The organism is Gemmatimonadota bacterium, from assembly GCA_016704275.1.
GTDB lineage: Bacteria > Gemmatimonadota > Gemmatimonadetes > Gemmatimonadales > GWC2-71-9 > Palsa-1233.
In genome coordinates, this window is sequence record JADJAK010000009.1 from 22,418 (window position 1) to 45,103 (window position 22,686).

Sequence of the window (22,686 nt, forward strand, 5' to 3'; positions counted from 1 at the left end):
CAAGCTCTCCATCCTGGGGATCTGGCGGCACCTGATGGTCGGGCAGTTTCCGGGCGTCCACCCGCGCGCGCACCTGGTGGTGCATGTGCGCGGGCGGCGCACGGAGGTGGGCCAGCATCAAGTCACCGTGCGATTGGTCGATCCCAATGGCGACTCCCTGTTCGAGCAGAACGGGATGATGGAAGTGAACGAGCCGCCGGCCGGCGTCATGGACCTCGACGCACCGCTGGTGCTGGTCTTCGACGTGCCGCTCTCGGTGCCGGGCGAGTACGCGTTCGTCGTGTTCCTCGACGGCGACGAGGCGGCGCGGGTGCCGTTTCTCGCCTCCGCCGCCGCGCCCCAGGGCGGGATGGTGCACTGATGACCGCCACGGCGTGGCCCCGCGAGCGCGCCTGGCAGCTGATGACCGAATGGACGGCGTCGCCCGCACTCCGGGCGCACATGCATGCCGTCGAGCTCTGCATGCAGCATCTGGCGCCCCGCTACGACGGTGATCCGGCGTGGTGGGGGGTCGTGGGGCTGCTGCACGACTTCGACTACGAACGCTTCCCCAACGCCGATCAGGCCGCCGACGCCGAGCATCCCTCGGAGGGCGTCCGTCACCTCCGCACGCTTGGCTTTCCTGACGAGGGGTGCGAGGCCATCCTCGGCCACGCGGCCTTCACCGGCGTGCCCCGGGTGACGACGCTGGCCAAGGTGCTCTTCGCCGTCGACGAACTCGCCGGTTTCCTGGTGGCCTGTGCGCTGGTGCGGCCGTCGAAGTCGTTGGCCGACCTCAAGGCACCCTCGGTGCTCAAGAAGCTCAAGGACAAGGGGTTCGCGCGCGGCGTCTCGCGCGATGACGTCCGGGTCGGCGCCGAGGAACTTGGTGTGCCGCTCGACGCCCTGATCCGCGACCTGCTCGTCGCCCTTCGCCCGCACGAACAGGCCCTCGGTCTGGGCAACGCATGACCCCCTCGCCGGTGCGCCTCCGCCCGGGAAGCGGTGGGCTCGCGCGCGCGCTCGATCGCGCGGCCGGCATCCAGGTCATCCCCGGCAACGCGGTCACGCTCCTGATCGATGGTCCCGACACCTACGCGGCCATGCATGCGCAGATCGCCGCCGCCTCCCGCCGAATTCATCTCGAGAATTACATCATTCACGATGATGCGGTGGGGCAGGGCTTCGCCGATGCCCTAATCGCGAAGGCGCGGGCCGGCGTGAAGGTGCGCGTACTCTATGATTGGGCGGGGTCGTTCGGCACGTCGCGTCGCTTCTGGCGGGCACTCCGCGAGGCCGGCGTCGAGGTGCGGGCCTTCGGACCACCGCGCCTCCGCGATCCGCTCCTCTTCTTTGCCCGAGACCATCGAAAGTTGCTGGTTGTCGATGGGGCGTCTGCGGTCACGGGCGGCCTCTGCATCGGCGATGAGTGGGTTGGCGACGTGGCCCGGTCCCGACGCCCCTGGCGCGACTCGGCGGTGGCCATCGTCGGTCCGGCGGCCCGGGCCCTCGAGGGAGCCTTTGGCCGGGCCTGGACCTTCGCCGGGGGCGCGTCGCCGGATGACGCCAACGAGCTCCCCCCCGACGTGGAGGAGGCCGGTGACACCGCCGTTCGGGTCGTGGCCACCGAACCGGGTCGGGAGCGCGCCTACCGGACGATCGACCTGATGCTGGGCGTGGCGGGGGAGCGGATCTGGGTCACCGAGGCGTATCTTGCGGCGCCCCAGCGGATGTATCAGGCGTTCCAGGACGCGGCCCGCGACGGGGCGGACGTCCGGTTGCTCCTCCCCGGATCGAGCGACCTGCCGACGATCAGGAACTTCGCGCGGGTGGGATATCGTCCGCTGTTGCGGGCTGGGGTCAGGATCTGGGAGTGGACTGGTCCGATGCTGCACGCCAAGACGATCGTCGCCGATCGGCACTGGACCCGGGTCGGTTCCAGCAACTTGAATGCGTCGTCGCTGTTGGCGAATTGGGAACTCGATATCTTTATCGACGATGAGGCTATTGGCGAAGCGATGGAACAGCAGTTTCGGTTGGACCTGACCATGGCTCGCGAGGTCCTCCTCCGGCCCCGCCGCCTCCCGGCCCTCTTCGGGCGAGTGGTCCCCGGCAAGCTTGCCCTGGCCGCGCCTGCCGGCGAGGTCCCGGCCCACGTCCGGAGCGGCTGGGAGCGGGTCCGGGTGGCCGCGGTGATTGCCGGCGGGCTGGCCCAGGGGGCACGGGCCGCCGTCTTCGGTCCGCTCGCGCTGCTCCTGCTGTTGCTGGCGGTGGCCTTCGTCCTCATCCCGGGGCCGATGGCCGTGGCAGCCGCCATTCTGACCGGGCTGGCGGGGACCGCCTTGGCCACGCGGGCGCTGGCCCATCGGGAGCGGGGATGAGGGTCAACCTCCCCCAGCGGGGAAGCGTATGACGGGCGTGGATGAAGCCGCGCTCGCCGCGCGTGCCGCCAAGGGAGATGCCGAGGCCTTCGGGGCGCTCGTGGACCGGCACGCACCGATGGCTCGACGGGTGGCCTACACCATCCTCGAGGACCGGGAAGACGCCGACGACGCGGCCCAGGAAGGGTTTCTCTCCGCCTGGCAGGCAATCGCCCGGTACGACCCCCGTCGGGCCTTCCGGCCCTGGCTGATGCAGATCGTGGTGAATGCCGCCCGGGACCTCCGGCGGCGTCGCCGGGTTCGCACGACGGAAATGCTGGACCACGTGTCGGCCGCCTCGCGCGACGACCCGGCGAGAGAAGTGGGAGCGATGGATCTGGGCGAACGGCTGAACGCCGCGCTGGCCACCCTCCCCGAGCGGCAACGACTGGCAGTAGTGTTGTTCGATGCAGAAGGGTATCCGCAGGCCGAAATTGCGGCGATGTTGGGGATTCCTGAAGGGACAGTGAAGTCGGATGTGTTCCATGGACGTCGAGCGCTCCGCAAGGTGCTCGGCTCGGTGAAGGAGGAGTGGGATGAGTGACATCAGTCCGTTTTCGGCGACGCGCGACGACGAGCTTGGCTCGGCGGTGCGTGCTGCGTTGGAACCGATGCATCACGAGGCGTTCGTCGCCCGCGTCCGGGCACGGATCGGCCAATCGGGACGCGCCTGGGAAGACGAGCTTGCCGGCTGGTTCTGGCAGGGCCTCGTCGCCGCGTCCCTGGCGACGGTCCTGGCCGGCTGGGGCTGGAGCCGCCCTGCAACCAATACCACGGTCGAAGCATCGGTTGCCAGTGAGCTCCTGGACGGCAAGCAGCCTGGCGCCGACATCCTGTTGGTTGCGATGACGTCGGGGGATCGTTGACCACCTCGCGCACCCGCGCGCTCACGCTGTTGATCACGGCCCTGGTGGTCGGGATCATCGTGGGCGGCACGGCCCTCACCATTGCGGTGCGCGAGGGGAAGGCCGACTTCGTCTTCCGTGGCCTGCGTGGCCCGGGCGGGCGTGGGTTCGGTGGTCGCGACGGTGGCGGGAAGCACACGGATTGGCTGACCCGGGAGCTCAATATCACGGTTGACGCGACGGTGGCGGACAGCATCAACGCGATCTATTGCCGACGCGTCGTCGGCATCGATTCGGTGCTCGCTTCGTACCAGGAACGGAATCGCCCGATGATGGATTCCCTCTACGAGGGCATCCGTCCGGAGATCGAAGCCCGTCGCGATCAGTCACGCTCCGGCATCCGGGCACTCCTGACGCCCGACCAACGTGTGAGGTACGACTCGATGATTGCTGTCGACGATTCCAGCCGCCGCGCCATGCGCAATTCCGGTCCACGACCGTTCCGACCGTCTGGACCCTGTTACCCAGGCACCACCGACGGACCGACCGGACGAGGAGGAGCACCCCGTGGCTCGCGCTGAACATCTCTTCCGCGCCGCAACTGCGGCGCTTTTGTTGACGGCTTCGGCCACCGCGCCGCTCGTGGCGCAGCAGGCCCCCGCGGCGATCACGCTCGCCGAGGCGCTTCGTCGGACGGAAGAGGTGACGCCGGGCGTCGTCTCCGGCCGCGGCTCGGTGCGCAGCGCCGAACTGGCCGTGCGTCAGGCCAAGTGGGCGTTCATTCCGCAGCTGACCTTGGTTCCGCAGGCCAACCTGCTGATGAACTCGGGGCAGCAGCGCGTCGACCCGATCACCGGTGCGGTCGTCAGCGGCAACACGACCAACCCCAGCTACGGCATGAACGTCTCGGCGTCGCTGCCGCTGTTCGACGGCTTTGCGCGCAACCACACGCTGCGCGCCGCGCGCGCCCGTGAGGATGCCGCCGATGCCAACTACACCACGTCGCGCTTCTCGGCGGCGCTGGCGGTGACCAACGCCTTCTTCGATGCCCTCGCCAACAAGGAGCTGCTGCAGGTGAGCGCGGCGGCCGTGGCACGGGCCGAAGAACAGCTGAAGGTGGCGACGGCCCGGCTTCGGTCTGGCTCTGGCCAGCGCACCGACTCGCTCACCGCCCTGGTGACGCTCGGCCAGGCCCGCCAGAACCGGTTGACGGCGCAGGCCAATCTTGCCAACGCCGAGGCCACCCTCGGCCGCCTGGTCGGCAGCGAGTCGCGGGTCGCGGCCATCGCCGATTCGGCCTTCTACCGCACACCCTCGTCCCTCGATACGACCGCGCTCCGCGGCGAGGCGATGCAGCAGGCGCCGGCGCTGGTTGCGTCAGGTGCCAACCTGCGCGCTTCCAAGGCGCAGCTCTCGCAGCAGAAGTCCGCCTACTGGCCGACGCTCAACATCTCGGCCGGCAGCAACTTCAACGCGAGCAAGACCAACGACTACACCCTCGAAGCCCGTCGCCAGCTGCAGATCGCCTTCACGATCCAGCCGTGGACGAACTACACGCGCGAGACCCAGATCGAGAACCAGTCGATCGCCGTCGACAACGCCGAAGCCACCCTCGCGGACCAGCGCCGGCAGATCTCGGCGCAGCTGACGCAGAACTTCGCGTCGCTGGCCAACGCGCAGGAAGCGATCGAGGTCGCCAAGGCTTCCGTGCAGGCCTCGGAAGAGAACGTGCGGGTGGCGGAGCAGCGCTACCGGCTCGGCGTGATGACGATCGTCGAGATGATGCAGATCCAGGAACAGCTCACGCAGGCGCAGGTCAACGAAGTGCAGGCCCGCTTCACCTATCTGCGCACCAAGGCGCAGATCGAGTCGATCGTGGGCCGGAGGTTGCCGTAATGGCGAAGGACATCAGCACGACCGCCGAGCGCATGGCGATGTTGCCGGCGGACGTGCCGCGGGACGCGATCATCGTGACCCGCAACCTGCAGCGCGAGTACATCATGGGCTCGGAGCGCGTCCGGGCCCTGCAGGGCGTCGACATGACGATCCGGAAGAACGAGTTCGTCGCCATCATGGGGCCGTCCGGCTCCGGCAAGTCGACGATGATGAACATGATCGGCTGTCTCGACACGCCGAGCGAGGGCGAGTACTGGCTCAACGGCTACCGCGTGAGCGAGCTCGATGACGACGCGCTGGCGCGGATCCGGAACAAGGAGATCGGCTTCGTCTTCCAGACGTTCAACCTGCTGCCGCGTGCCTCGGCGCTGGCCAACGTCGAGTTGCCGATGGTCTACGCCGGCGCCTCGTCGAAGGAGCGCCGGACCCGCGCCGAAGAGGCGTTGCGTCAGGTCGGCCTGCAGGACCGCATGCACCACCGCCCGAACGAGCTCTCGGGCGGGCAGCGCCAGCGCGTGGCGATCGCCCGCGCCCTGGTGAATCGTCCGTCCATCATCCTGGCGGACGAACCGACCGGCAACCTGGACTCGGCCACGTCGGTCGAGATCATGGCGCTGTTCGAATCCCTGCACAAGCAGGGGCAGACGATCATTCTCGTGACCCACGAACCTGATATTGCCGCGCACGCCAAGCGCCAGATCGTCCTCCGGGACGGCAAGGTGGCCAGCGATGCGAGCAGCATGGAGAAGCACTAAAGTGAAGCATCGCATCCGCTCCCTCGCCGTCCTCGCCCTCGTCGTGGCCACCGCCTGCAAGAAGGAAGAGCCGGCGCCGGTCTATGAGGCCGTGGCCATCGGCAAGCGCGACATCATCGTGACGGCGCAGGCCGCCGGCGCGATCAATCCCGACACGATCGTGGACGTGAAGTCGCGCGCCTCCGGCGAGATCACCGACCTCGCGGTCGAGACGGGGCAGCTCGTCCGGCGTGGCGCCCTGCTGGCGCGCGTCGATCGGCGCGTCCCGCAGAACCGGGTGTCGCAGGCGGAAGCGGCGGCGGAAGTGGCGACGGCACGGCTCCGGAACGCCGAGGCGCAGCTGCGCCGGGCCAAGGAGCTGTTCGCGTCGCGGGCGATCACCGAACAGGAACTCGAGACGACGACGCTCGACGTCGCCAACTCGAAGGCCTCGGTCATCTCGTCGACGATCGACCTCGAGAACGCCAAGATCGCCCTCGAGGACACCGAGGTGCGCGCCCCGATCAACGGGACGATCATCGCGAAGAACGTCGAGCGCGGCACCGTCATCTCGTCGCCGGTGAGCGACGTCGGCGGCGGCACCGTGCTCCTCAAGATGGCCGACCTGACGCTGGTCCAGGTCAAGACCTTCGTCGACGAGACCGACATCGGCAAGCTGCGCGTCGGGCTCGAGGCCAACGTCACGGTGGATGCGTACCCGAACCGGCCGTTCAAGGGCGAGCTGCTCAAGATCGAGCCGCAGGCCGACACGATCCAGAACGTGACGATGTTCCCGGTGCTGGTGCGGATCGACAACAAGGACGGCTTGCTGAAGCCGGGGATGAGCGCCAACGTCCGGATCGGCGTCGGCGAGCGTCGCGACGTGATCGCGGTGCCGAACGCGGCGCTGCGCACCGAGCGTGACGTGGCCAGTGCGGCGACGGTGCTGGGGCTTGCCGAGGCGGATTTCAAGACGATGCTCGAGGCGGCCAAGGCCGCTGCGGCGCCGCCGGCCGGGACGCCGAGCCCCGATGGCGCGCTGGAACTGCAGGGCAAGGGTGGCGCGCCGACCGATGCGAAGCCGGCGGCCGACCCGAAGGCGGCTGCCACGCCGGGTGCGGCGGGGCAGCGTGGCGGCGCGGGCGGGCAGACCGGCCGCGGTGGCGCCGGCGGGCAGATGGGTGGCCGTGGCGGGCGCGGCGGCGGCAACAGCGATGCCTTCAGCGGCGGCACCTATATCGTCTTCGTGCAGCGCGAGGGGAAGCCGACGCCGGTGTACATCAAGACCGGATTGACGGACCTCGACTACTCGGAAGTGAAGAGCGGGCTGAAGGAAGGCGACATGGTGCTCATGCTGCCGAGCGCCTCGCTGATCCAGGGCCAGCAGAACCTGCAGAACCGGATGAAGTCCATGAGCGGCGGCCTCCCGGGCCAGTCGAACACCACCACGCCGGCCGCTGGTGGGGCGGGCAAGGGTGGGGCGACGCCGGCGGCTGGTGGCGCGAAGCCCGGAGGGCGTTGATATGCTGATCGGCGAGACGATTCGAGTCGCGTTGGCCTCGATCCGGGCCAACAAGTTGCGGGCGTTGCTCACCATGCTCGGCGTGATCATCGGCGTCGCCGCCGTCATCACCGTCGTCGCGATGGGCACCGGCGCGCAGAAGGCCGTCGAGGACAAGATCAACTCGCTCGGCGCCTCGCTGGTCCAGATCAACGCCGGCCAGGGGATGAACCGCGGCGTCGCCACGCAGGATCGCGCGGCGCTGCTCGTGGCCGACTACGAGGCGCTGCGCCGCGACGCCACCACGCTCAGTGACGTGGTGCCGGAGCTGCAGAAGAACCAGCAGGTGCAGCTGGTGTCGACCAACATCAACACGTCCATCGTCGGCACCACGGCCAATTATCCCAAGGCGCGGAACTACACGCTGACGCACGGCCGGATGTTCACCGATGGCGATGACGCGGCGCGGCAGTTGTATGCCGTGGTCGGGTCCGACGTGCCGAAGATGCTGAACGTCAACGCCGGCGCCATCATCGGCCAGCAGATCCTGATCCGGAAGCTCCGCTTCGAGGTCATCGGCGTGCTGTCGTCGAAGGGCTCGCAGGGGTGGCAGAATCCGGACGAGCAGATCCTCATCCCGCTGAACACCGCGCGCTACCGCGTCTTCGGCACCGACCGGCTCCGCTCGATCGCCGTCGTCGTCCGCGACAAGGTGCCGATGGAGCAGGGGATGGTCGAGGCCGAGCGGATCATGCGCCGCGAGCACAAGATCCGCCCGGGCGCCGACAACAACTTCCAGATCGTCTCGCCGAAGGAATTCCTCGCGACGCAGCAGCAGACGTCCGAGACCTTCTCGCTCCTGCTCCTCGCGATCGCCGGCGTCTCGCTGCTGGTCGGCGGCATCGGCATCATGAACATCATGCTGGTCTCGGTCACCGAGCGCACCAAGGAAATCGGGATCCGGAAAGCCCTCGGCGCGACCAAGTTCACGATCATGGGCCAGTTCCTGATCGAGGCGCTGGTGCTCTGCCTCGCCGGCGGCCTGGTCGGAATTCTCCTCGGCTGGGGTGCCTCGTCGATCGTCTCGCAGAAGCTCGGCTGGAGCACGGTGATCTCGCCGGTCGCCGTCGGCGTCGCCTTCGCCTTCTCGGCGCTGGTCGGCCTCTTCTTCGGCCTCTGGCCGGCCCGTCGGGCGGCGAGCCTCGATCCGATTCAGGCGTTGCGGTACGAATAGCCGAGAAGCGAGAAGCGAAGCGAGGAACGAGCGGTGGCCCAGCGGAGAGATCTTCCCGCCGAGCCACGCTTCTCGCTTCTCCCTTCTCGCTTCTCCCACCGCTATCTTCGCCACCATGAAATTCCTCCCCATCGCCCTCGTTCTGGCCCCCGCGCTGCTCCCGGCACAGTCCCCGACCCATGCCGTGACGCCGCCGCGCGTCGTGGCCGAGGTCGTGATCGACGGGAAGACTGGACGAGGCGGTCTGGCGGCAGGCCACCCGGCTCGACGGCTTCCACCAGTTCCAGCCGGTGGATTCGCGCCCGGCGGAGGACTCGACGGTCGTGCTGGTGTGGTACTCGCCGACCGCGATCCACTTCGGCGTCCTGGCCTACGATCGGGTCCCCGAGGGGGTGCGGGCGACCGTCTCCGACCGCGACAACATCGGCAGCGACGATCAGGTCACCGTCTTCCTCGACACCTTCAATGACCGTCGCCGTGCCTACTTCTTCGGTGTGAACCCCTACGGCATCCAGGACGACGGGGTCCGGAGCGAGGGCGGCTTCTCCACCAGCAGTGGCATGTCGGGCAGTACCGACCGCAACCCCGACTTTCTCTGGCAGAGCAAGGGGATGAAGACGGATTTCGGCTGGGTGGCCGAGATTCGGGTCCCGTTCAAGTCGTTGCGGTGGGGGGGCGGGGAGGTGCTGACGTGGGGCCTGAACGTGCAGCGCACGACGCGCCGCACGGGGTACGACGACACCTGGACCGACGTCCGGCGAGCGAGCGCCTCCTTCCTGGCCCAGGCCGGCACGATCACCGGCATCCACGACATCACCCGCGGCGTCGTCACCGAGCTCCAGCCGACGCTCACGGCGGAACTCCCCGGGAGCCGGCTCTCGAACGGGACCTTCGATCGTGGCGACATCCGCACCGAGATCGGCGGCAACTTCCGCCTCGGCTTCACGCAGGTGACGCTCGACGGCACCATCAATCCCGACTTCTCGCAGGTCGAGTCCGATGCGGGGCTGGTGACGATCAACGAGCGTTTCGCCCTCTTCTTCCCGGAGCGGCGGCCGTTCTTCCTCGAGGGGATCGAGCTCTTCGCCTCGCCGAACAACCTCGTGTACACCCGCACGGTCGCGAATCCGCTCGCGGGCGGCAAGGTGACCGGGAAGTACGGCGCGTGGACGGTTGCGCACTTGACGGCGCTCGACGAATTCGGCGCCGCGCGTGATGGCAGTGCGACCGCCGACACCAAGAGCCTCGCCAACCTGACCCGCTTGCGCCGCGATGTCGGCGACAACTCGGTGGCCGGCATCACCCTCACCAACCGCGATGAGGATGGCCACCACAATCGGGTCATCTCCGCCGACACGCGCATCGTCTTCAACAAGCTCTACTACTTCCAGGGCCAGCTCGGTGCCTCGTTCACCAAGGACGACCGCTCCGACAAGTTCCGTTCCGATCCGCTCTGGGATCTCGAGGTCGACCGCACCGGCCGCGCCTTCGGCTTCAACTACAAGATCACCGCCATCGGCAACGACTTCGAGACGTGGAGCGGCTTCGTCAATCGCACCGGCATCGCCACGGCGCGCGCCTTCAACCGCTACTCGGTCTACGGCGCGCGCGGCGCCATGATCGAGCAGGCGACCGTCTTCGGCGGGATCTCGCGGATCTACCGCTACAGCGAACTCGGCGGCAAGGCACTCGAGGGCGGCCAGGAGCTGAACGCGTCGATGCGGCTCCGTGGCGGATGGAATCTGAGCAGCCGGGGTGAGCTGGCGTTTGTGCGCTTCGATCCTGCCGCGTATGCCAACTACACCGTCGATCGGACCACCGTCGGCCTTGGTGCGATCCCCGCGCCGTTCCCGCTCTCCTCGGGCATCTTCGATGCCTTCGGCGCCTCCCTGTCGATCACCACGCCGACCTGGCGACTCTGGCAGGGCTCGCTGCGCGTCGAGCGCGGCACCAAGGCGATCTTCCCCGAAGCGGCCGAGGCGCGCGGAACGTCGGCCACGGCGTCGATCACCATGCGCCCGTCGCCGGCAGTGCGCGTCTTCGGGACGCTCGCGGTGCAGAAGCTCGAACGGAAGCGCGACGGCAGCGAGTTTGCGCGCACGGTGCTGCCGCGCCTCAAGGTCGAGGTGCAGCCGAACCGGTCGCTCTTCTTCCGCATGGTGGGGGAGTACCGCAGCGAACGGCAGTCGATGCTGATCGATCCCGTCTCCGGGGATCCCATCCTGATCAACGGCAGCGCCTCGCCTGCTCGGCAGACCGACCGCCTCCGCGTGGACTGGCTCGCGTCCTACGAGCCCACGCCCGGCACCGTCGCCTTCCTCGGCTACGGCTCCACCCTCCGCGGCGACCGGCCGCTCACCTTCCGCGAGCTGGAGCGGACGGAGGATGGGTTGTTTGTGAAGGTGGCGTATTTGTTTAGAAGGTGAACGGCAAGCAGTAACCAGTAACCAGTAACCAGTAACCAGTGACCAGGGCATCGTTCCTGGTCACAGGTCACAGGTCACAGGTCACTCGATCAGCTCACGACTTCGCCCGCGTCCCCGTAATCGGCTGCGGCCCACCCATCTGCACATCCAAGCCCTCGATCGCGCGCTCGACCGTTCCCTTCAGGGCATCAGTCGCGACGTCGAAGACGTAGGTGCTGATGGAGATGCGGGTCATCTCCTCGCCGTTCATCGTCATCTTCGCTTCGCCCTTGGAGACGAAGGTGATGGCGCCCGTGGTGAGCTTGGCGGCGATCCGCTTCGCCGGCCGCGCCGGCTGCCCTTCGATCGGATCGGTCTTCAGCATGCCGATGAGCGAATCGCCGGCGACGGAGAAGACGAGGGTGCCCTTGGCCATGACTGGCGTGGCCTCGCCGTTCTCCATGCGCATCCCGGCGGGAACGTTGACGTCCCACGTCCCGATGAGCGGATGGGACTGGGCGGCGAGGGCACCCGGGAGGAGGAGGAAGGCGGCAAGCAGCAGGGGACGACGCATGGCGGGGCAGCTCCGGTCAGGGTAATGATGGGACGACTCCCCGGAAGGATGCCCCATGGGGCGCGACGGTCGCGACCCGGGGCCCCCGAGTTTGCGATACCTTTACATCACCAGCCCCCATCGCCGTCCTCCTCCAGCCCCGCGGATTCATGCGCCTTCGTGCGGCACTCCTGCTCCTCGTGGTCGGTTGCGGCGGGGCGCCATCTGTCGTGGCTCCACCACCGCCACCGGTCACCTTTCCGGTCGGCGTCCCCGTCTTCGGGCGCAACGATTACGTCGAGTACATCCCCGGCGATCTGGCCGTGATCATCAGTGTGCCGCATGGCGGGGCGCTGACACCCACCGAGATTCCTGATCGCACGGTGGGGACAACCGCGACCGACCTGAACACGATCGACCTCGGGCGGGAAATCGCGGCCGCGCTCATGACCCGGACGGGTCGCACCGCGCACCTCATTGTCAGCCATCTCAAACGCACCAAGCTCGATCCCAATCGCGAAGTGGTCGAGGGTGCTGCCGGCAACGCCGCGGCGATCACCGCGTGGGGAGAGTTCCAGGCGTTCGTCGACACGGCGGCACGCGCCGCGGTGGCGCGCCACGGCTTTGCCGTCTACATCGACTTGCATGGGCATGGCCATCCGGTGGCGCGCCTCGAGCTTGGCTATCTCCTCTCCGCCGCGACGCTGAACCTCGGCGATGCGCAACTCAACGCCGCCTACCTGGCCGGAAGCAGCCTGCGCACCCTGCCTCCGCTGCAACGTCCCTTCGCCGAGATCCTGCGTGGCGAGACCTCCCTCGGCGGAATGCTGGCTGCGCGCGGCTTTCCGGCGGTGCCGAGTCCGGCGATGCCATCACCGGGGAACGATCCCTACTTCGATGGCGGATACAACACCAACCGGCATACCGTGCAGGGCGTGGTCGGCTTGCAGATCGAGAGTCACTACGCTGGCGTGCGCGACAGCGACGCGAATCGCCGCGCGTTCGCGGCCGCGCTGGCCGATGCGCTGGACCAGTGGGTGCAGTTGCATGTGCGCATGGCGTGGTGACGGGCGTCCTTCTCCATCAGAGGATTGATCACCGCTGACCCGAGGCGCCACGTGCGGTCCGCCGGGGTATCTTGCGAGTCCCGCGACGATGGCGACGTTGGCGACGTGGTGGTGCGCGGCATCCTGCCGATTCCCGATTCCCGCCGTCCGAGGTTGCACCCATCGACGTCACCATGCCCCCGCGCTTGCTCGCGCGGCTCTTCCGGTCGTCGCACGACGAATCGGCTGACCTCCTCGCCGGTCCGATCCGCGGCGAGTTGCTTGGCAGCGAGCACCTTGCCGCCCGGGTCCGCGATGCAGCGCGCAACCAGCGGCTGATCAGCGGGCCGCGGTTGCGTAGCCGGCCCCGCCTCCTCACCCGGCTCGACAACACCCGACGCATTCTCGACGACGCCCATGCGCGGCTGATGGCCGTGGATGATCACGTGGATGTCTCGCCCGCCGGTGAATGGCTCCTCGACAACTACCACGTGGTGCAGGAGCAGATGCGGGAGGTCCGCACCACGCTGCCGCGTGGCTACTATCGCGAGCTCCCGGAACTCGCGAGCGGAACGCTCACGGGCTACCCGCGAGTGTATGAGCTCGCCATCCTCCTCATCTCCCACAGCGAAGGGCGTCTCGACGAAGAGAACGTCACGCTGGTGCTGCGGGCCTTTCAGGAGGCGACGCCACTCACGATCGGCGAACTCTGGGCCATCCCGGCGATGCTCCGGCTCGGACTGCTCGAGAATGTGCGCCGCATGGCGCTCCGGACGGTGCAGCGCCTCGACGAAATCGAGGCCGCCGACGAGTGGGTGACGCGCATGCTCGCCGCCGACGAGGAACGCCCGGAAGCGTTGCGCGAGGTGCTGGCCGAGTTCGTCGCGGACCCGCCGACACTCTCGGCGACCTTCGTCTCCCGGCTGTTGCGGCAGCTCCGGATCAGTCGGGGCGCCTTCCCGCCGCTGGCGCGCTTCGAGGCCTGGATCGGGGATCACGCGCTGCCGGCCGACGAGGCCGACGCGCAGGCGATGCAGCGGCTGGCGCTCACGCAGCAGATGATGGCGAACAGCATCACGTCGATGCGCCGGATCGCACAGCTCGACTGGCGCGACCTGGTCGAACAGCAGAGCGCGATGGACGCCGTGCTCCGGGGCGACCCATCGGGCGACTATCCCCGGATGACCTTCGCGACCCGCGACTGGTACCGCCACGAGGTCGAACGGATCGCCAAGCGGACGCGCCTGCGGGAGGATGAGGTGGCCCGACGGGCCATCGCGCTGGCGCTGGAGCACGACGCCCTCCCGGCCAGCGATTGCCGCCGGCACGTCGGGTACTATCTCGTCGATCATGGTTGGCGCCAGCTCGTGGAGCGCACCGGGTACCGCGCGGGCCCGCGCGAGGCGCTCCATCGCTGGGTCTGTCGCCATCCCACGGTGGTGTTCGTCGGCGGCCTGATGGCCGCGGTCGTGGGCGCCGTCGCCGCGCTGCTCTGGCTCGCGGAGCCCGTTGCCCACCCCGATTGGCGACTGCTCATCCTCTTGACGCTGGTCCCGGCGATCGACGTCGCCGTGAACGCCATGAACCAGCTGGTGACCGCGGTCCTGCCGCCGCGCGTGCTCGCGAAGCTTGACCTGAAGGAGCACGGCATTCCCGCGACGTGCCGCACGGCCGTGGTGGTCCCCACCCTCTTTGATAGTGTGGCAGCCGTCGAGGAGGCGCTCGAGAACCTCGAGGTCCAGTTCCTCGCCAACCGCGAACCGAACCTCCACTTCGCCTTGCTGAGCGACTTCACCGATGCCGCGACCGAACACGTCGACGGCGACGCGGCGATCATGGCGGCCGCCACCGAGGGGATCCGCCGGCTCAATGCACGCTATGCCCCCGAGACCGAGGATGCCTGCTACCTCTTCCATCGCCCGCGGCGCTGGAATGCGGCGCAGGGCGTCTGGATGGGCTGGGAGCGGAAGCGCGGCAAGCTCGGCGAGTTCAACCGCTTCGTGCGCGGCGACGACCACGGGGCCTTCAGCGAGACGATCGGCAACATGGCGGCGCTGCGCCAGCTGCAATACGTCATCACGCTGGATGCCGACACGATGCTGCCGCCGGATGCGGCCCCGCTGCTGATCGGCACCCTGGCCCATCCGCTCAATCGCGCCGTGTACGACAGCAACCGCGGCCGCGTGGTGCGCGGGTACGGCATCCTCCAGCCGCGCGTCGCGGTGTCGCTCCCGAGCGCGCATGCTTCCCACTTTGCGGCGATCCACTCGGGGCACCCCGGCGTCGATCCCTACACGACCGCCGTGTCGGATGTCTATCAGGACCTCTATGGCGAGGGGTCCTTCACGGGGAAGGGGATCTACGACCTCGACATCTTCGAGCAGGCCACGGGGGGACGCTTCCCCGAGAACACGCTCCTCTCGCACGACCTGATCGAGGGCAATCACGCACGGGCCGGCCTGGTCACCGACATCACGGTCTACGATGACTACCCCGCGCGGTACCTGACCTGGACGCGCCGCAAGCACCGCTGGATCCGCGGCGATTGGCAGCTGCTGGCGTGGCTGCGTCGGTGGGTGCCGGGGCCGGAGGGGCGGGAACGGAACCGGCTGCCGTGGCTCTCGCGCTGGAAGATCCTCGACAACCTCCGCCGCAGCACGGTCGAGATCGCGCAGCTGCTGATGCTGGTCGCAGGCTGGGCGCTGGTGACAGTCTCGCCGCTCCGCTGGACGCTGCTCACGCTCGGCGCGATCGCCGCCCCGTGGGTCATGTCGCTGCTCCTCGCGGCCGTGCGGCCGCCGCTCGACGGTTCGTGGCGCGCTTTCTACGGCTCCATCGCGCGCGATGCCCTGACCTCGCTCCAGCAGTTCGGGATCGCGGTCGCGGTCCTGCCCCATCAGGCATGGACCTCGGTCGATGCCATCGTCCGCACGTTGTACCGACTCGGGATCTCCCACCGCAACCTGCTGCAGTGGCAGACGGCGTCCCAGGCGGAGCAGGCCGGCCCCGGCACCTTCCGGGCGAGCTGGCGCGCGATGGCGCCGGCCGTGCTGGGGACGGGAGCGCTGGTCGCGCTCGCGGCCTGGGTCGCCTGGCATCGGGGCACCGACGGCGCGGCCCTCGCGATCGGCATGACACCGCTGCTCCTGCTGTGGGCGGCTGCGCCGGCCATCACGTGGCGGCTGAGTGCCACGCACCATGTGGAGCCACAGCTCCGGCCCGGCGATCATCCGGACCTGGAGCGCTACGCCCGGTTGCATTGGGCGTACTTCGAGCGGTTCGTGACGGCCCAGACGCACTGGCTCGTGCCCGACAACTTCCAGGACGAACCGAGGCCGGTGATCGCGATGCGGACGTCGCCGACGAACATCGGCCTTCAGCTGCTCGCGACGGTCAGTGCCCATGAGCTCGGCTTCATTTCGCTGGAAGCGATGACTGCGCGGCTCGAGGCCACCTTCGAATCGCTGGGGCGGATGGCCCGGTATCGGGGCCACTTCTACAACTGGTACGACCTCGACACGCTGGCGGTCCTGCCGCCAGCCTACATCTCCACCGTCGACAGCGGCAACCTGGCGGGCCACCTGGTGGCGCTCCGGCAGGCATGCCTCGCGCTGGCGACCCCGGGACCCTGCGCACCTCGACTGGCCGCGATCGCGGAGCGGGCCTACGGTCATGCGATGGCGATGGATTTCAGCTTCCTCTACGCCGAGGACCGCCAGTTGCTGTCGATCGGCTATCAGGAAGGCAGCCACACGCTCGACCCGTCGTCGTACGACCTGCTCGCCTCGGAGGCGCGACTCGCCTCGTTCGTCGCGATCGCCAAGAACGACGTGCCGGTGGAGCACTGGTTCCGCCTCGGTCGCACGCTGACGCGGGCCTCGGGGGCGACCGCTCTGGTCTCGTGGAGCGGGAGCATGTTCGAGTACCTGATGCCGGCGCTGGTGATGCGCGCCTTCCCCTCGACCCTGCTCGACCAGAGTTGCCAGGGCGCAGTGACCCGGCAGGTGGCGCACGGTGCGATGCACGGCCTCCCGTGGGGGATCAGCGAGAGCGCCTACAACCTCCGCGATCGTCACTTCATCTATCAGTATCGTGCCTTCGGCGTCCCCGATCTCGCGCTCAAGCGCGGGCTCGGCCGCGACCTCGTCGTCGCGCCCTACGCCTCGGCGCTCGCGATGCAGGTCGACGCCCCGCGCGCGCTGGCCAACCTCCGCCTGCTGGAGCGGGAAGGTGCCCTCGGTATCTACGGCTTCCGCGACGCCATCGACTACACCCGCCCGGTGCCCGGTGAACGGCTCGCGGTGGTGCAGTCCTACATGGCTCACCACGTCGGGATGGCGTTGGTGGCCTTCACCAACATCCTGCGCGACGACCTCTGGCAACGGCACTTCCATGCCGATCCGATGGTCCAAGGGGCCGAATTGCTGTTGCACGAGCGGATTCCCCGCCGGGTGACGCTGCAGGCGCCGCAAACGCCGCAGACCGCCGAAGCGCGGCCGACCGCCGACGCCGAGCGCCCCTCGATCCGCACCATCAACGATCCCGACATCGGGCCACCGCACGTGGCGTTGTTGGGCCGGCTTCCATACACGATCATGGTCAGCAGTGGTGGCGGCGGTTACAGCCGATACGAGAAGCTCGCCGTGACGCGCTGGCGCGCCGACGCCACGCGCGACGCCACCGGGCAGTTCTGCTATCTGCGCGACCTGACCACCGGCCGCCGCTGGTCGGCGGCCCACCAGCCGATGTGTGTCCCGGCCGACTGGAGCCACGCGGTCCTCGCCAGCGACCGCGTCTCCTTCCATCGCGGCGACGGCGACATCGAGACGCGCACCGAGATCGCAGTGGTTCCCGACGATTCGGCCGAGGTCCGCCGCGTGACGCTGACCAATCACGGCAACGTCCCGCATGAGATCGAGCTGACGAGCTACGGCGAGATCGTGCTCGCGCCGGGCGCCTCGGATCGGGCCCATCCCGCCTTCTCGTCGCTGTTCGTGCAGACGGAGTGGCACTCGTGGTGCAGCGCCCTCACCGCGACCCGACGCCCGCGGTCGGCGGGGGAGGCGGTGCACTGGTGCGTGCACGTCGTCGCGACGAGCGGTGAACAGGTCGGCACCGTCAGCTGCGAAAGCGACCGTGCCCGCTTCCTTGGACGCGGCCGGACGCTTCGCGACCCCGCCGCACTCGCCGTCGACGGCCCACTCTCAGGAACCACCGGCCCGGTGCTTGATCCGGTCTTCGCCATCCGGACGCGCATCCGCCTGGCGCCTGGACAGTCAGGGTCCGTCGCCTTCACCACCCTCGTTGCCACGTCGCGGGCGCGTGCCTTCGAGCTGGCCGGGCGCTACCACGACCCCCACGCGGCCCAGCGCGCCCTCGACCTCGCCTGGACCTCAACGCAGACCGAGTTGCGCGAGCTGCAGGTCACTCCGCTGGCAGCGTCGCTCTATCAGGACCTCGCCGGGCACCTGCTCTACTCGACCGGGCTCTTCCGCGCGCCACAGGAAGAACTCTTTCGGAGTCGCGGCTCCCAGCCGCTCCTCTGGGCGCACGGGATCTCGGGGGACTGGCCGATCCTGCTCGCGGTGATCGACGGCGAGGAGGGGATGGCGACGCTGCGCGAACTCTTCGCGGCCCACCACTACTGGCGCCGACGCGGCATGATGGTCGACCTCGTCGTGCTCAACGCACAGGCGTCGAGCTACCTCCAGGCGGTGAACGACAACATCACGGCCATGATGTTCTCGCTCGGCGAGACCAGCGTCCTCGACCAACCCGGCGGCGTCTTCCTGCGGCGCGCCGACCAACTTGGCGCCGACGACCTCCTGATGCTGCGCACCACGGCGCGCGTGCTGATCACGTGCGATGGCCGGTCGCTTGAGACGATCCTGCGCGACGTCGCGGCCGATGCGCAGGCCACGCCGACGGCCGATCCGGAACGTCGCGCCCCGGCGCCTCGCTCCTCGACGCAACGCGCCTCGCGCGGGAGCCGGATGCGCCAGTGGCTCGGGGTGCCAGCGCCCGTCAGTGCGGCACGCCTCCCGTGGCGCGCGATCGAGCGCCCCGCGGTGCCGCAGGCGGCGGCCCAGGTCGGCCCCGCGCTGCTGCACGACAACGGCTTCGGCGGGCTGACCCCCGCGCACGATTACCAGATCCGCGTCCAGGGTGACGAGCTGCCGCCGGCCCCCTGGGTCAACGTGGTCGCGACGCCGCTGGGCGGCTTCGTCGTGAGCGAGCGCGGGGCGGGCTTCACCTGGGCGGGCAACAGCTACTTCTATCGGCTGACGCCTTGGCACAACGATCCCGTCAGCGACCCGATCAGCGACGTCCTCTACCTCCGCGACGAAGAGAACGGCGAGCTCTGGAGCGCCACGCCGGCGCCGCTCGGCGAGGGGGTCGCGCACGTCGTGCGGCATGCACCGGGACGATCGGTGTTCCAGCACGAGGATCGCGGGATTCGCTCGGAGCTAACCCTCGGCATGATCGATGGCACCGCGATCCGGGTGTCGCGCCTCCGGCTCACCAACACGGGAGCGGCGGCTCGACGACTCTCGGTCACCGCTTACGTCGAGTGGACGCTCGGTGTCCTGCGCGAGCAGACGCAGCACCACGTGCGCACCGAGTTCGTCCCGGAGCTGAATGCCATCCTCGCACGGAACCCGTTCAACCCCGAATTTGCCGATCGCGTCGCGTTCTGCGCGCTGAGCGACGTCGTGACGTCGCACACCGGCGATCGCCGCGCCTTCCTCGGAGCGAACGGCACCGTGGCACGCCCCGCCGCCCTCGACGGACCGCCGGGCCGCGGACTGACGCTGGCCGGTCGGACCGGCGCCGGGATGGACCCGTGCGCCGCGCTGCAATGCCTCGTGACGCTGGCACCCGGTGAGACGCGGGAGCTCGTCATGCTGCTTGGCGCTGCACGCAGCGAGGCGGAGGCACGAACGGCCGTGGCGACGTGGGCGACCCCGCCGGCTGCGAGCGATGCCCTCGGCCTCAGCGAGGCCACCTGGGCGGCGCGGCTGTCCGTGGTGTCGGTGACCACGCCGGAGCCGACGTTCGACGCGCTGGTCAATCGCTGGTTGCTCTACCAGGCGCTGGCCTGCCGACTCTGGGCGCGGTCGGCGCTCTACCAGAGTGGCGGGGCCTACGGCTTCCGCGACCAATTGCAGGATGTGATGGCCTTGGTATACGCCGAACCGGCCCTGGCGCGGGAGCACATCCTGCGCGCGGCGGCGCGGCAATTCGTGGAGGGCGACGTCCAGCACTGGTGGCATGCGGAGAGCGGCCGGGGGACCAGGACACGCTTTTCAGACGACCTCGTCTGGCTTCCCTACGTCGTCGATCACTACGTCCGAGTGACGGGTGACCATGGGGTGCTGGACGAGATGGTGCCGTTCCTTGCCATGCGCGTGCTGGAACCGCACGAGGACGAACTCTACGACCAGCCGCGGACCAGCACGGAGGTGGCGACGCTCTACGAGCACTGCCTCCGCGCGATCCGGAAGGCCTCGACGATCGGGCCGCACGGATTGCCGCTCATCGGCAGTGGCGACTGGAACGACGGGATGAGTCGCGTCGGCGTCGGCGGTGTCGGGGAGAGTGTCTGGCTCGGTTGGTTCCTGGTGACGGTTGCCCGCGGCTTCGCGGAGCACGCCGGTGCGCGGCATGATCACGCCGCCGCCGCGACCATGCGGGCGCAGGCGATGACGTATGTCGCGGCGATCGAAACCCATGGCTGGGACGGCGACTGGTATCGCCGGGCCTTCTTCGACGATGGTACTCCGCTCGGCTCGGCCAGCAACGAGGAGTGTCGCATCGATGCCATCGCGCAGAGCTGGAGCGTGCTCTCGGGGGCGGCACGGCCGGAGCGCCAGACCAAGGCGATGCACGCACTCGAGGAACAGTTGGTGCGCGATGACGGCCGGCTGATCATGCTGCTGACGCCCCCCTTCGACCGCGGCAGCACCGATCCCGGGTACATCAAGGGCTACCTGCCCGGGGTGCGCGAGAATGGCGCGCAGTACACCCACGCGGCGCTCTGGGCCGTCCTCGCCGTGGCGGAACAGGGCCGCGGCGCGCGCGCCTTCGAACTCTTCCAGATGCTCAACCCGCTCATGCATGCGCGGACGCCGGAGGAGGTCGCGACCTACAAGGTCGAGCCGTACGTCGTGGCGGCCGATGTCTATACCGTGGCCGGACAACTCGGTCGCGGAGGATGGACCTGGTACACCGGCGCGGCGAGCTGGATGTATCGTGTCGGTCTCGAAGGCATCCTCGGCTTCCGGAAACGTGGAGCCAGCTTCACCATCGCGCCGACCGCACCACCCGCCTGGCCGGTGTACACCATCGATTACCGCTTCGGCGCGAGCCACTATCGCATCGAGGTACGGAATCCCGATGCGGTGACGTCAGGCCGGATGCGCATCACCGTTGATGGCACGCCGGTCGAGGGCGGAGAGGTGCCGTTGATCGATGACGGGCAGGCGCATGAGGTGGTCGCGGTACGAGAGCCGTAGCGGACGGCTACCGCCTCCGGCTGACGATCGCCCGCCGCACCGCCTGCATCTCGGCATCGATTCCCGCCGCGATGTCGCGCGGCGTCGGCGTCACGAGGATGTCGGGCACCACGCCGGCATCGGGTTGCGGGGTGGTCGGGAAGCCGGCGATGAGCGGGAGGTCGATCTCGAGTCCCGTCGTCGGCAAGCGGAGAAAGAAGAAGGCGCCGCCGTTGATGCCACGGCGATTGCCGCCAGTGGGCTGCCCCACCAGGGTCGCGACTCCGCTCTCCTTGACCGCCAGCGCGAACTGAAAGGTCGCCGACGAATTGACGGCGCCGACGAGCACCCAGACGCGGCCACGATACCGTGTGGCAGCCGGGGCAACCACGTCGGCGCCGTCCTTCGTGTCATCGAAGCGCACCAACCGATAGAACAGCGAGTCGACCGGACCGACCGCCGCTGCGCCCCAGTCGCGGAAGGAGGGATCCCAGGTGTCGAGGTACGGCGCGAGATCATCCGGGACGCGGCGATATCGCACGTGCCGCTGATAGGTCGGCAACTGGAGCGGTGAGTCGATCAGTCGCGCGAGGAGCTGGTTGCCGGCATCGACGCCCCCTTCATTGGCTCGCAGGTCAACCACGAGATCGGGAAGCCTGCGGGCCGTCGCGGCGTCGAGCACGGAATCGAGCCAGCGCGTCCCATTCCACTTCGAGTTGAAGGTCGCCCACGTCGGCATCGTCAGCACGCCGATGCCGTTCGCCTCTGCATAGCGCCAGAGCGGGGTGTCCGCGGCGGGTTCGGCGCTGCCACCACCCTGGGCGCGCCGTTCGGCAGCGGTCAGTGCCGCCACGACCACGCGCCGCGTCGCCGTCGTGCCCGGCCTGCGCACCACCAGCGTGAAGCGCGGCTCCCGCACGGGGAAGACGAGTGGGTACAGCACATCGAATGGCTGGAATCGCTCCTGCCCCTGCACCTCGAGGTAGGCGACGCGCTTGGCGTCATTGCCGCCGTCCGCGCGCGCGAGCGGCAAGAGCGAGTCGAGAATGGCGTGGGCCGGCACCCCGTCGATCGAGAGGATCTCGGTACCGCGCGGCAGGTCGGCGTCGGGGGCGTGGTCTGCCGTGACGATCATCCGGCGGCCGAGCCAACGGAAGGCCACCGGCACTTTGTCCTGCCCCTCAAACAATGCTTCCCTGATGGCCTTCGACTGGTTGTAGAAGTTCGGGTAGCTGTGCCCGCACCGGATGGCGGCCGTCAACCGCGTCAAGGCGAGGAACGCCTCGGCCACCGTGCGGTCGGTGCCGAAGTACCGGTCGACCGCCTCGAAGCGCCTGACGACGTCCTCGCGAGTGCGGTAGCGATAGAGGCCCGGGTGGAGCGTCTCATACGCGCGTCGGAGCACGCCGAGGTCGGCGCGAAGCGAGGCCGCGGCGAGCGGAGTGTCGCGCCGGAGGGAGTCCTGTTGTGCCGGAAGCGGTCTGGCCGCGGTGATGGTGGCGGTCAGGATCATCGTCTGGGTGAGGCGAGACAGCATCAGGGGGCTCCAGGGGAGGGGTGCTCCCTGACGGTTCGCCA

15 protein-coding genes are annotated in these 22,686 nt (G+C 68.9%); 13 read left to right on the plus strand and 2 right to left on the minus strand.

Features of this window, described 5'->3' with window-relative positions:
- The first annotated feature begins 34 nt into the window (after positions 1–34).
- The 11 genes from IPG05_15435 to IPG05_15485 all read left to right on the plus strand — a co-directional run bounded on the left by IPG05_15435 (position 35) and on the right by IPG05_15485 (position 11,035).
- Positions 35–361 (plus strand): hypothetical protein, encoded by a 327-nt coding sequence (locus tag IPG05_15435; protein MBK6496469.1) that lies wholly within the window; start codon positions 35–37, stop codon positions 359–361.
- Entirely contained in the window at positions 361–951 is a 591-nt protein-coding gene (locus IPG05_15440; GenBank protein MBK6496470.1) for an HAD family hydrolase, read from the plus strand. The genes IPG05_15435 and IPG05_15440 overlap by 1 nt, the downstream gene beginning before the upstream one ends.
- Entirely contained in the window at positions 948–2,360 is a 1,413-nt protein-coding gene (locus IPG05_15445; GenBank protein ID MBK6496471.1) for a cardiolipin synthase B, read from the plus strand. The genes IPG05_15440 and IPG05_15445 overlap by 4 nt, the downstream gene beginning before the upstream one ends.
- Positions 2,361–2,388: 28 nt before the next feature.
- Positions 2,389–2,943 (plus strand): sigma-70 family RNA polymerase sigma factor, encoded by a 555-nt coding sequence (locus IPG05_15450; GenBank protein MBK6496472.1) that lies wholly within the window; start codon positions 2,389–2,391, stop codon positions 2,941–2,943.
- Positions 2,936–3,265, plus strand: coding sequence for a hypothetical protein (locus IPG05_15455; GenBank protein MBK6496473.1), 330 nt, complete (start codon positions 2,936–2,938; stop codon positions 3,263–3,265). The genes IPG05_15450 and IPG05_15455 overlap by 8 nt, the downstream gene beginning before the upstream one ends.
- Positions 3,262–3,825, plus strand: coding sequence for a hypothetical protein (locus IPG05_15460; protein ID MBK6496474.1), 564 nt, complete (start codon positions 3,262–3,264; stop codon positions 3,823–3,825). The genes IPG05_15455 and IPG05_15460 overlap by 4 nt, the downstream gene beginning before the upstream one ends.
- Entirely contained in the window at positions 3,812–5,140 is a 1,329-nt protein-coding gene (locus IPG05_15465; GenBank protein ID MBK6496475.1) for a TolC family protein, read from the plus strand. The genes IPG05_15460 and IPG05_15465 overlap by 14 nt, the downstream gene beginning before the upstream one ends.
- Positions 5,141–5,208: 68 nt before the next feature.
- Positions 5,209–5,895, plus strand: coding sequence for an ABC transporter ATP-binding protein (locus IPG05_15470; GenBank protein MBK6496476.1), 687 nt, complete (start codon positions 5,209–5,211; stop codon positions 5,893–5,895).
- 1 nt (position 5,896) lies between these two features.
- Positions 5,897–7,396 carry an efflux RND transporter periplasmic adaptor subunit gene (locus tag IPG05_15475; GenBank protein ID MBK6496477.1) on the plus strand — a complete coding sequence of 500 codons (1,500 nt, stop codon included), beginning with the start codon at positions 5,897–5,899 and terminating at the stop codon, positions 7,394–7,396.
- Positions 7,397–7,403: 7 nt separating this feature from the next.
- On the plus strand, positions 7,404–8,609 hold the full coding sequence (locus IPG05_15480) for an ABC transporter permease (GenBank protein ID MBK6496478.1): 1,206 nt from the start codon (positions 7,404–7,406) through the stop codon (positions 8,607–8,609).
- A 290-nt stretch (positions 8,610–8,899) separates the two neighbouring features.
- Positions 8,900–11,035 carry a carbohydrate binding family 9 domain-containing protein gene (locus tag IPG05_15485; protein ID MBK6496479.1) on the plus strand — a complete coding sequence of 712 codons (2,136 nt, stop codon included), beginning with the start codon at positions 8,900–8,902 and terminating at the stop codon, positions 11,033–11,035.
- Between the two features lie 94 nt (positions 11,036–11,129).
- On the opposite strand, the gene IPG05_15490 is transcribed toward IPG05_15485, so the two are convergent.
- A complete protein-coding gene (locus tag IPG05_15490) occupies positions 11,130–11,588 on the minus strand; it encodes a hypothetical protein (GenBank protein MBK6496480.1) in 459 nt (152 codons plus the stop codon).
- Between the two features lie 149 nt (positions 11,589–11,737).
- On the opposite strand from IPG05_15490, the gene IPG05_15495 reads away from it, so the two are divergent.
- Positions 11,738–12,634, plus strand: a complete 897-nt coding sequence (locus tag IPG05_15495) for a hypothetical protein (GenBank protein ID MBK6496481.1) — start codon at positions 11,738–11,740, stop codon at positions 12,632–12,634.
- A gap of 173 nt (positions 12,635–12,807) precedes the next feature.
- Positions 12,808–21,129, plus strand: a complete 8,322-nt coding sequence (locus IPG05_15500; protein ID MBK6496482.1) for a carbohydrate-binding protein — start codon at positions 12,808–12,810, stop codon at positions 21,127–21,129.
- 7 nt (positions 21,130–21,136) lie between these two features.
- Here the strand turns inward: IPG05_15500 and IPG05_15505 are convergent, their stop codons facing one another.
- Complete coding sequence (locus IPG05_15505; protein ID MBK6496483.1) at positions 21,137–22,645, minus strand: peptidase S41; 1,509 nt, start codon at positions 22,643–22,645, stop codon at positions 21,137–21,139.
- Between the last annotated feature and the right edge of the window lie 41 nt (positions 22,646–22,686).

Bases quoted from the DNA above. Each gene is read 5' to 3' on its own strand.
- IPG05_15435 (MBK6496469.1), top strand. From the start codon at position 35: ATGGTCGGGCAGTTTCCGGGCGTCCACCCGCGCGCGCACCTGGTGGTG.
- IPG05_15440 (MBK6496470.1), top strand. From the start codon at position 361: ATGACCGCCACGGCGTGGCCCCGCGAGCGCGCCTGGCAGCTGATGACC.
- IPG05_15445 (MBK6496471.1), top strand. From the start codon at position 948: ATGACCCCCTCGCCGGTGCGCCTCCGCCCGGGAAGCGGTGGGCTCGCG.
- IPG05_15450 (MBK6496472.1), top strand. From the start codon at position 2,389: ATGACGGGCGTGGATGAAGCCGCGCTCGCCGCGCGTGCCGCCAAGGGA.
- IPG05_15455 (MBK6496473.1), top strand. From the start codon at position 2,936: ATGAGTGACATCAGTCCGTTTTCGGCGACGCGCGACGACGAGCTTGGC.
- IPG05_15490 (MBK6496480.1), bottom strand. From the start codon at position 11,588: ATGCGTCGTCCCCTGCTGCTTGCCGCCTTCCTCCTCCTCCCGGGTGCC.
- IPG05_15495 (MBK6496481.1), top strand. From the start codon at position 11,738: ATGCGCCTTCGTGCGGCACTCCTGCTCCTCGTGGTCGGTTGCGGCGGG.
- IPG05_15500 (MBK6496482.1), top strand. From the start codon at position 12,808: ATGCCCCCGCGCTTGCTCGCGCGGCTCTTCCGGTCGTCGCACGACGAA.
- IPG05_15505 (MBK6496483.1), bottom strand. From the start codon at position 22,645: ATGCTGTCTCGCCTCACCCAGACGATGATCCTGACCGCCACCATCACC.